This window comes from Olleya sp. Hel_I_94 (genome assembly GCF_007827365.1).
Lineage (GTDB): Bacteria > Bacteroidota > Bacteroidia > Flavobacteriales > Flavobacteriaceae > Olleya.
The window spans coordinates 2,533,379-2,549,062 of record NZ_VISI01000002.1; the positions used below are offsets into that span (position 1 = coordinate 2,533,379).

Below are 15,684 nucleotides of genomic sequence, written 5' to 3' on the forward strand. Positions count from 1 at the left end.
TATATGCTATAAATCTATAAGTTAGTTTGTTATGAGTGTTTTGAAGGGTGAGAAAATATCGCTTTTATTTGATAAAATAGTTAGGTTAAAACACTTTTTAACTTGGTTATTTGTTTTTTATAGACAAAAACATTTTTCATACTAATTTATCTGAATTTTCTTTCAAACAACATTTTGATGTGCTCAATATCAATATATTATTCCTTAAACAAATGATTTTAAAACAAACTCTAGCAAATATTTGCTTAAAAGTAGTGGTGTTTATTTTGCTTTTAATCGGTAATCAAACGGTTAAAGCACAATGTATTCCTACAGGGATGCAATCATGGAATTATTTTAATATTAGCAATGTGCAAATAAATGGAGATGGAGCAAGTCAACTAATTAATTTTTCAGGAGGTGATAATTCTGTATATAAAGATTTTACTTCTCAATCGGTAAATGTGACTGTCGGTAACACTTATAATGTGACTATTGATCATGTAAAGGAGACATGGGGAAATGTAAAGGTGAAAATGTGGATTGACTATGAGGGAAATGGAACTTATATAGAGGTTTATGATTCAGGTATAGCGGTAAATAATAATCTATCAACTTATACTACTAATGCATCTTTTACAGTAGATAATGTTTCGATTCCAGGGTCAGTTGTTTTAAGGGTTGCTGCAACGTACCATGGAGGAAGTATTACGGATGCCTGTACATTTATTGATAGAGCAGAGGTGGAAGATTACACATTAAATGTAACACCAATATCTGCTACACCAATTGCTGTAAATGAGGAATTGACTGTGACTAAAAACAGTACTGCTGGTTTGGATAATCAAGTAAATGTAGCTGCCAATGATTATATTGGAACTACAGGTGGTGACTCTGATGATTATGCTATATCTACATTGCCAAGTAATGGAGCGGTTTCAGAAATTTCGGATGGTACTTTCCAATATATTCCAAACGCTAATTTTTTAGGTGCAGATAGCTTTACTTATAATTTATGTAATAATATTAATCAATGTGTGCAAGGTACAGTATCTGTAACTGTCTTAAATAATTATTGTACACCATCAGGAGTAACAAATGGAATACGATACATTACTAATGTCACTTTACCAGGAGAAACCGTTACAATTGATAATGACTCAGGCGATGGAGGAGGTTACGAGGATTTTACTCATATTCCTGCTGCAGATTTATATTTAGGAAATAGTTATGACTTATCTATTTTAATAGATGGAAACACCACTTTAACTGCTAGTAATCATAGGTCTGGATGGGTCGCATTTATAGACTTTAATCAGGATGGTGTTTTTGATACAGGAAGTGAGAGGGTGTATCGTTCTGGTGGTAATACTGGAGGAGAGGAGTCTAATGTATCTTTTCCTTATGCTTCAAGGGAGTTTACTGTTCCTTTTACTGCAGTTCATGGTGCAACTACTATGCGTATTGGTATGAGACAATATTGGTCACCTGACAGTGGTTGCTCTACTGCTACAGTAATAGATTATGAAGATTATAAAGTCAATATAGGGTTAGATCCTAGTGCGCCTCAAGATATAACTGTAACAGGAAATAGTTCTGAAATTACAAATGGACAAACCCAAACTACGTATTCTAATTTTACCGACTTTGGAACTTATGATATTAATGGTGGTGCAAAAACAAGAGTTTTTGAAATAGTTAATAGTGGTTCTCAGCCCTTAGTTTTAGGAGCTGTTCCAGTCCAACTTCAAGCAGGTTCGAGTGCTGATTTTTCTATCTTAACACAGCCAGCAGCAGGAACAACACTTGCAGCGGGAGGCGTTGTATCTTTTTCAATTAGTTTTGATCCAAGTACTATAAATAATAATATTACAGCTGTCGTGTTGTTAAATAGTGACGATCCGGACGAGAACCCTTTTACATACGTAATTAAAGGGGATGGTCAAGAGTTGTATCCTGATACAGATGGAGATGGTGTGTCAAACAATATTGATATTGATGATGATAATGATGGTATAACTGATGGAGAAGAACAATTACAGTGTTTACTGTATAGTAATGCTTCTGTTGTTGAAACCGAATTTTTAAATGAAGATTTTGGATTTGGTTTAAATCGAGCAGCTATAAATGGAAATACAATTGGAGTAACTACTTCATATTGTTATGAAGATGGTGTTTCTGGATTATCTGCAGATGAGTGTGATGCAGATGTAAACCTAAATGATGGAGAGTACGTCGTACATTACTCTGTCACAAATGGTGATGCTTTAAATAATAATGTCACTGCTACGGGAGAAAATATTGCAAATTTTGCTCATTATGCTTGGTATAAAGGAGAAGACCATACACCAGGAGATACAAACGGAAGGATGGCAATATTTAATGCAGCAACGGATCCAGGTGTTTTTTATGAAACAGCAATATCAGGGATTTTACCAAACGTACCTGTTAACTATAGTTTTTGGGCTATAAATATAGATAACGCAGATAATAGGTTTAGCTCAAGCGAGTTGCCTAGAATAAATCCAAACATCACAGTTAGGTTTTTATCATCTGATTACACAACAGAGTTAGCTTCATTTGATACTGGTGATATTACCAGATGTAATTCTGGAAATAGTTGTGTGGATTCTGTATGGAAAGAGTTTGGGACATCAATAATTATTAATCAATCAGAATTTGTTATTCAATTTATAAATAATTCACCTGGAGGTTTAGGTAACGATTTAGCTTTAGATGATATCAGAATAACGCAATCATTATGCGATTTAGATAACGATGGAGTAGTCGATGTTTTTGATTTAGATAATGATAATGATGGTATACCTAATATATATGAATATGGAGCTTTTCCATTTGGTGGTGATTATGATAGAGATGGATTGGTTTTTTCTGGAGTTGCATGGTCAGATAGTAATGGTAATGGAATGCATGATGCATTTGAAGGCTTGACGGGTTTGGATACAGATGGAGATGGTACTCCAGATTATTTGGATTTAGATTCTGATAATGATTCTATTTTTGATGTTGTCGAAAATGATGGATTTGGCGACTTGGATATAGATGGAGATGGTATCGGAGATGGTAATGATGCTGGTACAGGTATAGCAAATGACGACTTTGATAATGATGGTCTTTTAGCATTAATAGATGGTAATGATAACGATGCGGACTCAGATGATCATGGAGCAGGATATAATGGATATAATTTTCCCGTAGATACTGATGGTGATGGTATTCCAGACTATTTAGATGTAGATAGTAATGATAATTTAGATGATATTTCAAATGGTAGTGATATTAGTAATACTATTTACTATTTTTTAGATGTGGATAACAATGGTGTTATAGATGGAAGCACTGATGCGGATAACGATGGTGTTTTGGATGCATTTGATTCTGATAATACACTATATGGGTCGCCAAGAGATATAGAAGATTCTTATAGTCTATATTTTGACGGTCGTAATGATTACGTTCAGGATAGTAATGTAATTTCAAGTGGAACTGCTTCATTAATGACTTGGATAAAATCAGAAGGAGATAATACGTTTAATTCAAATAGAATAGTGGCTGGCCAAAGTAATTTTTATTTAATGGTAAATGATTCCGATAATTCGGTTTCAGTTGTATTAAATGGTAATAATGTTTTAACCTCTACAGATATTGTCGAAGATGGTATATGGATGCATCTAGCATTAACAATAAATGGGTCAGAAACAATTTTATATTTAAATGGTCAAGCTCAAGGTGATCCTGTAAATGTTGGAGTTATCAATGCGGATCCTTCTAACTTTACTATTGGTAGGTTGGCTAATTCAGATTCAAACTACTTCCATGGAGAAATTGACGAAGTCAGAGTTTTTGATGTAGCGCTCACAAAAGATGAGGTACAACGAACAGTATACCAAGAATTAAATGAAAACGAAAACTTTAATCAAGGAAAGATAATTCCTAAAAACATTTCCACAAATGATATAGGCAATAATCTAGTGCGCTATTATAAAATGGATGCTTACAAAGGTGACATCACAGATAATAAAGTAACACCAACAATAGATCAGTCAACAGGAGCTAAATTGTATAATATTAAAAATATTTATTTTCAAACAGCACCTTTACCTTATCAAACTAGTCAAGATGGATTGTGGACTACAGAAGCAAATTGGCAACATGGAGAGGTATGGGATATAAATGAAATAGCAAAAAATAAAGATTGGAGTATTGTTAAAATTAACAACAACATTTCTACTGCAACATCACATACTCTCTTAGGATTAATAATTCAGTCAGATAAAATATTTAACTTATCAGGTGATAATTATGTTGATAATTCATGGTATTTGGAGTTAAACGGTACCTTAGATCTTCCAGGTGATTCTCAATTAATACAATCTATTTCAAGTGATTTAGTGACAGGTTCTCAAGGTAAAATATTAAGACGACAAGAAGGGACAAATAATAAATATCGATACAACTATTGGGCGAGTCCAGTTGGAGCTTTAGGCGTGTCTTCCATCACAAATAATAATGGATTAACCTCTAACTTAAATAATACTCCGTTTACTTTAGATCTTTTAAAAGATGAATCTGGAGCAGCAATACCATTTACATCCAGTTATGACCAAGTAGGAAGCATAAGTACATATTGGACGCATACTTATCAAAATGGATATTCATATTATAATTGGTTAAATTTTGATGAAACAGATGTTATACCAACAGGATACGGTTACTCACAAAAAGGAGTAGGTGTAGGTACAACAGATTATCAATATTTATTTGAAGGAAAACCAAATAACGGAACAGTTGTTATTACTGCGTTAGATACAGGTGGTCCAGGTTCTATTGGTGGTTCGACAAGAACAATTTCGGTTTTAGGAAACCCATATCCTTCAGCATTAAATGTAACTTCCTTTTTAGCAGATAATAGTAGCGTAATAAGTGGAGAGATTTATTTATGGGAACAATGGGCTGGAGATACACATATTTTAAATCAATATCAAGGAGGGTATGCAACTGTAAATAATCTGGCAGGTGTTAAAGCATATCAATTTATTGGATTAAATGGAGACTCAACTCAAAGTGGTGGTGGACCTGCAGAAGGTGTAAAAACACCAACTAAATTTTTACCAGTAGCTCAAGGTTTTGTAGTAGAAATTGTTAACGATGGTGATATTAAATTTTTAAACTCGCAACGTGTTTTTAAAACAGAAGCAACGGACGAAACAATATTTTTTAGGCAAGTAGCATCCAATATTGAAGACGAAGCATCAAATACAGAAGATGTGATTAAAAAAATCAGATTGCAATTAACCACTTCTAATGGTTTGGGACGCGAAATAGTAATGGGTTTTAGTAGTGTAACAAGTGATGAATTTGACTATGGTTACGATGCAAAGGCATATGAGACTTTTAATAATGATTTATTAATGGTCTTAGAGGAAAATACTATGGTGCTTCAGGCGTATTCAGAGATTACATCAGATAAAGTAATTGACTTAACATTTAAAGCGGACGGTAATGGTATGTACAATATAAAAGCGACTCAATTTGTTGATTTTCCATTAGATCAGCCTGTTTTTTTATTAGATAATTTTACGGGTACTTATTATGACTTATCACAAGAGCAAGGTTATAATTTTACATCGCAGTCAGGTATATATACTAATAGATTTGATATTGTATTTCAAGGGTCAGAAACATTAAGTACAGACGGTTTTACTTTTAATAACGATTTTGGTATTTATTACAATTCAAACAGTAATAAATTGTTTGCAAAACAATCAAATCAAGATCTTAAGTCACTAACATTGTTTAATGCTTTAGGTCAGAAAATTTTTCAAATTCAAGATATCAAAGCTGAAGATTTGCAATCCGGTATTAGTCTAAAAAATGCTAGTACAGGTATGTATGTGGTAATATTAAAAACAGTTGAAGGTAAAATACTAAACAAAAAAATTATAATAGATTAATCTCACCACTCTTCCATAAAAACTAAAATGAAAAAAACTTTACAATTGATTGTTGTGCTTTTTGTGCTATCGCTTAAAGCTCAAGTTACTATGACGCCAAGTGCCACTGCAGTTACAGCAGGAGCTAACTGGACTACAACAAAAATAACAGCTAATAACGCGCTAAACTATCCTTGGGAAATAACTGTTGGACCTGATGGAGATTTATGGGTTACTGAGCGTGTTGGTGAAAAAATCTCAAGAATTAGCACAACAACAGCAACAAATACACCAATTACTATGTTAGATTTAAGTGCTAAAGTAACTTATTCTAAACAAGGAGGTTTAATGGGTATGGCAATACATCCAGATTTATATAATCCAATGGTGTCAATAAATAACTATGTTTTTGTATCATATACCTACAATGATGGTGGAGATTTAAAACTAAGGATAGCGCGATTAGTTTACAATAGTGTATCAGGAACTCTAACCGAGGATGTTGCGCTTTCTCCCAATGGAGCTATTTTGGAAGGTGTTCCAGCAAGTGGCGATCATAATTCTGGCAGATTAATTTTTGGGCCAGATAATAAGCTATATTATACCATAGGTGATCAAGGAGCAAATCAATTTGATTATGCTTGTAACCCTATTTTAGCACAAATTTTACCAACATCATCAACAGATTATGATAATTATCCAGGTAAAACGTTGCGAATTAATATTGATGGAAGTATTCCTAATGATAATCCAACTTTAAACGGAGTGAAAAGTCATGTCTATACCTATGGACATAGAAACGTTCAAGGAATTGTGTTTGCAGCAGATGGGACACTTTATGCTTCAGAGCATGGCGCTAAGGTAGATGACGAAATAAACATAATTAAATCTGGTAAAAATTATGGATGGCCTCAAATAGCAGGTTACTATGATAACATGGCATATACCTATTGTAATTGGTCCTCATTAAATGGGACTTGTAATGCTGGTGACTTTAGTGATCACAATTGTCCTGCAGGAGCAGAAACTGCAACAGAATTTGAATCTTATCCTACAAGTAATGATTTGCCAGTAGATTTTGAGCCACCAATCGGAACCTATGGAGGTACTGTAGCTATAGATCCTCCAGGAGGTTGGTTTACTTGGCCAAGTGTAGCTCCTTCAAGTATTGATATTCATGAAGCTAATACAATCCCTAATTGGGGAAGATCATTGTTAATTCCTACTTTAAAAAAAGGAACAATTTACAGAGCTAAATTAACTGCAAATGGAAGTGATATTATTGGTGATGATAACGTTGGGTCTATTGATGGTTATGAGGAATTTCATTCTTCAAACGATAGATATCGCGATATAGCAATTTCTCCAGATGGATTAACGATTTATGCTGTAACTGACAATGCAGGAGGGACCTCTGGTCCTTCATCTAATAGTGGTGTTTCAATATCTAATCCTGGAGTAATTATTAAAATTGAATATGTAGGGCCACAAATTACCAATGCACCTATTGCAAATTGTCAAGATATTACTATAGCATTAGATGCATATGGACAAGCTACAATTACTCCAGCAGATATAGATAATGGGTCTACAAATGTGGATACTATGTTTATTAATCAGGATACATTTGATTGCTCACACATCGGAATACCTCAGGAGGTTTATTTAACAGTTATAAGTGAGGATGGAGGTGAAGATACTTGTGCTGCAATGGTCACTGTTAATAACACTTCAGAGCCTATAACAGCTCCTGTATTAGCGGATGTTTCTGGTTATTGTTTTGTTACAGCAATTGCACCAGTTTTAAACTATAATTGTGTGGATTACACTGGTGTTACATCAGATCCTACTAATTATACTTCAGAAGGTGCTTTTGTAGTGCAGTGGACATTTGATGCTGGATCAGAAGGAATTGTGGTTTCAAATCAAAATGTTATTGTAAACCCAATAGCCAATCCAGCTAATGTGATAGTGACAAGTGTTACTAATACTTCTGCGGAATTAGAATGGGATATTTTGCAAGGTACAACTTATCAAATTCGATATAGAGTTAGTGGCGCATCTGCATGGACAACTATAGCGTCCAACACAAATAGTGTTTCATTAACCGGATTAGATTTTAATACTAATTATGAAGCACAAGTTAGGGCTGTTTGTGGAACAAGTTATTCCAATTATAGTAATCCATTAATAACATTTTCTACAACAGATATTACATATTGTGCATCACAGGGTGTTTCAAATGGTTATATTTCTAATGTTTCCATAAATGGTGAGAGTGCTACATTTATTAATAATTCATCATCAGGAAATTCATCATATACTAATTATACAGCTGTTTCACCTGTTACTTTAAAAGCTGATGGTGAGACTTCGTATTCGTTAAGTGTTAATACAAGTTTTAATGCTTCCGGAGTAGCTGTATGGATAGATTATAATCAAAACGGAAGTTTTAATGATGAAGGAGAAAAAGTTTGGGATGATGCAACTGGTATAACAGGTAATAGTCCAAGGGTTAATACATTTATCATACCTTTAAATACACCAAATGGTACTACAAGAATGCGTATAGCTTCTAGGCAATATTGGACACCAAGCGTTAGTTGTGGAGACATTGTTGAAGCAGGTCAAGATTCAGAAGTAGAAGACTATATGGTCAATATTGTTGCGCCAACCTTATCTATTCAAAATTTTGATTTAGCTGTGTTTAGTGTTTATCCTAATCCTATTAAAGATGCGTTTTCTGTTAAACTATCAAATCTATCAAACAAAGAAACGCATGTAAAACTAATAGATTTACAAGGTCGAATAATTCAGCAAAAAATAATAAGTAAATCTCAAGATACAACTACATTTAATCAATTAAGTCAATTAAATAGTGGTGTCTATTTTATAACGATTGTGGAAGACAATAAAACTTTAGCTTCTAAAAAAATTATAAAAATTTAAATAATATTTTTTTATTAAACTCCAATGCATTTGCATTGGAGTTTTTTTATGCTCAATAATCAGAGTTTTAAACAGAATTCCTTAATTTCGCGACTCTATAACGAAATTAGAAAAAATGAGCGCAGGATTCACTGAATATAAAGGACTTAACTTACCAAACGTAGCAGAAGAAATTCTTAAATATTGGCAGGACAATAACATCTTTGAAAAAAGTGTAACAACTCGTGAAAACGCAGAGCCTTACGTGTTTTTTGAAGGACCACCTTCAGCTAACGGATTGCCAGGAGTACATCACGTTTTAGCACGAGCTATAAAAGATATTTTTCCACGTTACAAAACCATGAAAGGTTTTCAGGTTAAGCGTAAAGCTGGTTGGGATACTCACGGTTTACCAATAGAACTTGGTGTAGAGAAAGAACTGGGTATTACCAAAGAAGATATTGGTAAAACTATTTCGGTGGAAGACTATAATGCAGCCTGTCGTAAAGCGGTCATGCGTTATACTGATGTTTGGAACGACCTAACTCAAAAAATGGGATATTGGGTAGATATGGAAGATCCATATATCACCTACGAGCCTAAATATATGGAAACCGTTTGGTGGCTTTTAAAAGAGATTTACTCTAAAAAGTTAATGTACAAAGGGTATACTATTCAACCATATTCTCCAAAAGCAGGAACAGGTTTAAGCTCTCATGAGGTTAATCAACCTGGAGCATATCAAGATGTAACAGATACAACTATTGTTGCTCAGTTTAAAGCTATTGAAAGTACATTACCAGACTTTTTACAAAACGAAGGCGATATCCATTTTACAGCATGGACTACTACACCTTGGACATTGCCAAGTAATACAGCATTAACGGTTGGCCCAAAAATAGATTATGTTTTGGTGGAAACGTATAACCAATATACATTTAAGCCTATTAATGTAATTATGGCTAAGGCTTTAGTTGCTAAACAATTTGCAGGAAAATCGTTTAATCAAGTACAGACTAAACCAGAACTTTTAGACTATAAAGATGGTGATAAGCAAATCCCTTTTTATGTTGTAAAAGAATTTAAAGGAAAAGACCTTGTTGGTATCAAGTACGAACAATTATTACAATACGCATTACCAAATGATAATCCACAAGATGCCTTTAGAGTTATTGCTGGAGACTTTGTAACGACTGAAGATGGTACAGGTATCGTACATACAGCACCAACATTTGGAGCAGATGATGCCTTAGTAGCAAAACAAGCTTCACCAGAAATACCACCATTATTGGTAAAAGACGATAATGGAAATTTAGTGCCTCTTGTAGATTTACAAGGTAAGTTTAGACCAGAAATGGGAGAGTTTGGTGGTAAGTATGTTAAGAATGAATATTATAATGATGGCGAAGCTCCAGAACGATCAATAGATGTTGAGCTAGCGATTAAGTTAAAAGAAGAAAATAAAGCCTTTAAGGTTGAAAAATATAAGCACAGTTATCCACATTGCTGGCGTACAGATAAACCAATCCTATATTACCCATTAGATTCTTGGTTTATAAAAGTGACTGATGTTAAAGAAAAAATGGTAGCAAATAATGATACCATTAATTGGAAACCAAAATCAACAGGTACTGGACGTTTTGGTAATTGGTTAGCAAATGCAAACGATTGGAATTTATCTAGATCACGTTATTGGGGAATCCCTTTGCCAATCTGGAGAACAGAAGATGGTAAGGAAGAAATCTGTATTGGATCTGTTGAAGAGCTTAAGGCCGAAATGCAAAAAGCAGTTTCAGCTGGTGTTTTAGCTAAAGATATATTCGAAGATTTTGAGGTTGGAAACAATTCCGAAGAAAACTATGCTAAGCTAGATTTACATAAAAATATTGTAGATGGTATTGTATTAGTGTCACCTAGTGGACAGCCAATGCAACGTGAAAGCGACTTAATAGACGTTTGGTTTGATTCTGGATCAATGCCTTACGCACAATGGCATTATCCATTTGAAAACAAAGAAAAAATAGATAATAACGAAGCTTTTCCTGCAGATTTTATTGCAGAAGGAGTGGATCAAACTAGAGGTTGGTTTTATACCTTGCATGCAATTGCAACAATGGTATTTGACTCGGTTGCTTATAAAAACGTAGTGTCTAACGGATTAGTGTTAGATAAAAACGGACAAAAAATGTCTAAACGTTTAGGTAACGCAACAGATCCATTTGAAACTTTAGATACTTATGGAGCAGATGCAACACGCTGGTACATGATATCCAACGCAAATCCATGGGATAACTTAAAGTTTGATTTAGATGGTATTGAAGAAGTAAAACGTAAGTTTTTCGGTACACTTTACAACACCTATTCATTTTTTAGTTTATATACTAATTTAGATAAGTTTAGTTACGCTGAAGCGGAAATTCCATTAGCAGAGCGACCAGAATTGGATCGATGGATTTTATCAGAATTGCATACTTTAATTCAGAAAGTTGATGAGTATTATGCAGAATATGAACCAACCAAAGCAGCACGTGCTATTTCAGACTTTACACAGGATTATGTAAGTAACTGGTTTGTACGTTTAAGCAGAAGACGTTTCTGGAAAGGAGACTATCAAACAGATAAGATTTCGGCATATCAAACCTTATACACTTGTATGGTTACCATAGCCAAGTTAGGAGCGCCAATTGCACCATTTTTTATGGATAAGCTGTATTTAGATTTAAACTCAGTAACCAATAAAGAGGCTTTTGAGAGTGTGCATTTAGCAGAGTTCCCTAAGTTTGACGCTAGTTATGTTGATAAATCATTAGAGCGTAAAATGGAAAATGCGCAAACCATCTCTTCTTTAGTGCTATCATTAAGAGCTAAAGAAAAAATAAAAGTGCGTCAACCGTTGCAAAAAATTATGATTCCGATAGATTCGGAACAACAAAAAGAAGAAATTCTAGCAGTTGCGGATTTAATTAAGCATGAGGTAAACATTAAGGAAATCCAACTTTTAGAAGATGCATCAGATATATTAGTAAAACAAATCAAACCTAACTTTAAAACGTTAGGACCTCGTTTTGGTAAGGACATGAAAACTATCGCAGGAGCAATAAATAAAATGACTGCAGACGATATTAAAATTGTTGAACAAAAAGGAGAAATAGATGTTGATTGTAATGGAAAAATAGTTAAATTACAACGTGATGATGTCGAAATTACCTCTCAAGATATTGAAGGGTGGTTAGTTGCAAATGAAGGTAATATTACAGTAGCTTTAGACGTTACAATATCAGATGCTTTAAAAGAAGAAGGTATAGCTAGGGAGTTAGTAAACCGTATTCAAAATTTACGTAAAGACTCTGGATTTGAAGTAACAGATAAAATTAGTGTACAATTACAAGAAGATGTTAACATTACGCAAGCGGTAAAAACAAACTTAGATTATATTAAAGCGGAAACTTTAACTGATGATCTAAAAATTATTAATCAATTAAATAGTGGTATAGAAATTGCTTTTGATGACGTAAATACCAAACTGTTTATACAAAAAATTTAAAATTATGGCTTCAGATATTAATATTAGATACTCAGATAAAGAGTTAGCAGGATTTAAAGTGCTAATTCAAGATAAAATAAAACAAGCTAAACATGATTTAGAGCTCATTCAAAGTGCGTATATGAATGACCATAATAATGGTACAGATGATACGTCACCTACATTTAAAGCGTTTGACGAAGGAAGCGAAACAATGAGTAAAGAATCTAATTCAGCATTAGCGATTAGACAAGAAAAATTTATTCGTGATTTAAAAAATGCTTTAATCAGAATTGAAAACAAAACTTATGGTGTTTGTCGTGTAACTGGAAAGCTAATAAATGCCAAACGATTAGAATTAGTACCTCACGCAACATTAAGTATAGAGGCTAAAAATATGCAACAATAATAAAAGATATATTCTTTAATTTTATAAACGCTTCAATATATTTTGAAGCGTTTTATATTTAAAATAGTTTGACCTTTTGAAACTTAAAACTACCATTTTATTACTATTAATAGCAATTACATCTGTATGTGCTCAAAAAAGTACTGAAAAAATATGGAATGCAGATGTGATTAATACAATAGTAATAGATGGAGAAAATGTGTTTAATATTACTGTTTCAAATAGTCCATCTAATACTATCTTATTAAAGGTGAAGATTGAAGGCGAACATGCTAATCAACTAGTAATGGTTGACAGTATTGTAAACAAGCAATTGTATATATCCTCATCATTTCAGCCATTATTTGTAAAAGACAACGACAAATTAAGTGCGCACAAGGTTATGTCCGTGGAGTATCAATTGTTTGTGCCCAAAAACATTAAATTAGAGATTAAAAGTAATATTGGATCTGTGGATTTGGTCGGGACGTATCTATCGGTTTTTATTGAATTAAATCAAGGGAATTGTAATCTTAAACAGTTTTTAGGAAATGCCTCCATTAATACAGTAAATGGTGATATTAATATAGAAACAGATCACGCAAAAGTAGAAGCTTTTACCAAAACAGGACAGATTGCATTAACCCAATTTAAATTTTTAAAATATAATCTAAATTGTCATACTATTAATGGTGATATAAAGATTACTAAAACTAAAAAATAGCACTACTTTTGTTTAATTAGATTATGAATTTAAAAAAAGCCACAGCATTAATTTTTGTTATTTTACTTATTGATCAAATAAGTAAAATTTACGTAAAAACTCACTTTGTTTTAGGCGAAGATGTAACTGTTTTTAATTGGTTTAAAATTTATTTTATTGAAAATAGTGGTATGGCTTGGGGAACAAAACTAAGCGATATTTTACCATTTATGACTGATAGAACAGCAAAATTAAGCTTGACAGTATTTAGAGTTTTTGCTATTATTGGTATTGGATATTGGTTAGTTAATACTATTAAAAAGCAACAATCTAAAACTTTAATATTAGCATTAGTATTTATTTTTGCTGGTGCTTTAGGTAATATTTTAGACTCTGTGTTTTATGGTATTATGTTTGAAGACAGTATTAGTCAAGTTGCTTCTTTTTTACCTAGTCAAGGTTATGATAGTTTATTACATGGTAAGGTTGTAGATATGTTATACTTTCCGCTATGGAAAGGCTATTTACCTGAATGGATTCCTGGAATTGGTGGTGATTATTTTACGTTTTTTGAACCTGTATTTAATATTGCAGATGTTGCAATTAGTATTGGTTTTGGAATATTAATTTTCTTTAACGGAAAAGCATTTCCAAAAAACGAACAAGATTAAAATATGTAAATCTTTTTTGGAGTTACGCAGTAATCCATAGGGATATCTCCATCAAAAACATCTTCAATTTCAGCTTCAGCTTCAAAAAAGGATAAGCCAACTTTAAGGGTGTTGGGTTTGCAAGACGCTAATAAATTATCATAAAATCCTTTACCATAACCTACACGATTTCCTTTTAAATCAAACGCTAAAAGCGGTAAAAATACGACGTCTATATTATGGTTTAAAATCTCAATGCCATCTATTGGCTCTGGGATATTATAATCACTTAGTTTTAATGTGGTAGCGTCTGTTAGTAAATAATTGGTTAATGTGTTGTTGGTAAAATTGCTTTTAGAAACAACTATGTTTTTATCCTTTCCTGATAAGATATTTAAAATATAATCGGTATTAACTTCATGTTGTGATGTGATAGTTAAAAATAAATGGTAAAAACTATAATCCCAAATAGGAAGGGTTAGTAACTGATTGGCAATAGTAATGCTTTGTGCTTCAATTTGATCTTGATTAAGTAAGCGTCTTAGTGATTTATATTTTTTTCGTAATTCAATCTTTTTCATCTTAAACTATTTTAAGACTTCTGTAGAGATATGAAACAATGCGTCACCTTGATAAACAATAGGTGATTGATTAATATTAATTATATAACCAGAGTGTTTTGCTTTAACAAAGTGATTAAATTTACCATAAGGATCTGTTATGTTTCCTATGTCATCACCTATTTTAACCTCTATACCAACTTTTATAGTTGCTTTAAACATACCAGAGTGTTTAGCACGCATCCAAGAGCTTTCGGTTATTTTAACACACTCTTTTTTAGGTTCTGTAACCTTAAATTGTCTGCGTAACATCCCAAAATGATTCATTATGCGTTTTGCACCATTAACACCTGTATTAGTAACCGTATTGTCTAAATCAAAAGATTTTCCACCTTCATAAAGTAAGATGGGTTTTCCTAATTTGTTGCACGCGTTTCTAAACGATTTATTAAGGTTTTTAGAATATAAAATAAATGGTGCTCCAAATATTTCGGCCATTACATCATCATCTTCGCTGCCTTTTTCAATACGTATTTGTGGTGCATTAAAACGATACGCACCTCCTGTATGAAAATCTACTATAAAATCTACATGTGGTACAACCTCATGTATCAACTCGTAAGCCACACGACTGGCTAATGACCCATTTTTTACTCCAGGAAACACACGGTTTAGATCACGACCATCAGGAAAAGCCCGAGCCATGTTTATAAAACCAAAAATGTTAAGTACTGGAATACAAATTGTGGTACCTATTTTAGGTTTATTTATCCCTTTAGAGATTAGTTGTCGTACAATTTCAATACCATTAATTTCGTCACCATGTATACCTGCTGTAAATAAAATAGTAGGACCAGGTTTTTTAGAGCGTTCTATAATAATAGGAACATCTACTGGAGTTCTTGTATGTAACTTAGCAACATTAAAACTGACCTCTGCACTTTGACCAGGTTTTATAGCCTCACCTAAAATTTCTAAAACGTCGTTTGTTTGCATCAA

Annotated in this window: 8 protein-coding genes; 6 read left to right on the forward strand and 2 right to left on the reverse strand. The window is 33.0% G+C overall.

Features of this window, described 5'->3' with window-relative positions; all coding sequences use genetic code 11:
* The first annotated feature begins 212 nt into the window (after window positions 1-212).
* The 6 genes from JM82_RS14535 (at window position 213) to JM82_RS14560 (ending at window position 14,146) form a co-directional block, all read left to right on the forward strand.
* Window positions 213-5,954 carry a LamG-like jellyroll fold domain-containing protein gene (locus tag JM82_RS14535; protein ID WP_145005614.1) on the forward strand — a complete coding sequence of 1,914 codons (5,742 nt, stop codon included), beginning with the start codon at window positions 213-215 and terminating at the stop codon, window positions 5,952-5,954.
* Window positions 5,955-5,981: 27 nt separating this feature from the next.
* Complete coding sequence (locus tag JM82_RS14540) at window positions 5,982-8,882, forward strand: PQQ-dependent sugar dehydrogenase (RefSeq protein ID WP_145005617.1); 2,901 nt, start codon at window positions 5,982-5,984, stop codon at window positions 8,880-8,882.
* A 115-nt stretch (window positions 8,883-8,997) separates the two neighbouring features.
* Window positions 8,998-12,405 carry an isoleucine--tRNA ligase gene (gene ileS, locus JM82_RS14545; RefSeq protein ID WP_145005620.1) on the forward strand — a complete coding sequence of 1,136 codons (3,408 nt, stop codon included), beginning with the start codon at window positions 8,998-9,000 and terminating at the stop codon, window positions 12,403-12,405.
* Between the two features lie 4 nt (window positions 12,406-12,409).
* Window positions 12,410-12,793: a TraR/DksA family transcriptional regulator gene (locus JM82_RS14550; RefSeq protein WP_145005623.1), complete on the forward strand. Its 384-nt coding sequence runs from the start codon at window positions 12,410-12,412 to the stop codon at window positions 12,791-12,793.
* 76 nt (window positions 12,794-12,869) lie between these two features.
* Window positions 12,870-13,496 carry a DUF4097 family beta strand repeat-containing protein gene (locus JM82_RS14555; protein WP_145005626.1) on the forward strand — a complete coding sequence of 209 codons (627 nt, stop codon included), beginning with the start codon at window positions 12,870-12,872 and terminating at the stop codon, window positions 13,494-13,496.
* 23 nt (window positions 13,497-13,519) lie between these two features.
* Complete coding sequence (locus JM82_RS14560; RefSeq protein ID WP_145005630.1) at window positions 13,520-14,146, forward strand: lipoprotein signal peptidase; 627 nt, start codon at window positions 13,520-13,522, stop codon at window positions 14,144-14,146.
* Here JM82_RS14560 and JM82_RS14565 read toward each other — a convergent pair.
* Both JM82_RS14565 and JM82_RS14570 read right to left on the reverse strand, forming a co-directional pair.
* On the reverse strand, window positions 14,143-14,706 hold the full coding sequence (locus tag JM82_RS14565) for a 5-formyltetrahydrofolate cyclo-ligase (protein WP_145005633.1): 564 nt from the start codon (window positions 14,704-14,706) through the stop codon (window positions 14,143-14,145). The two genes, JM82_RS14560 and JM82_RS14565, sit on opposite strands and share 4 nt — an antisense overlap.
* Window positions 14,707-14,712: 6 nt before the next feature.
* Entirely contained in the window at window positions 14,713-15,681 is a 969-nt protein-coding gene (locus JM82_RS14570) for a succinylglutamate desuccinylase/aspartoacylase family protein (RefSeq protein WP_145005637.1), read from the reverse strand.
* Window positions 15,682-15,684 lie beyond the last annotated feature (3 nt).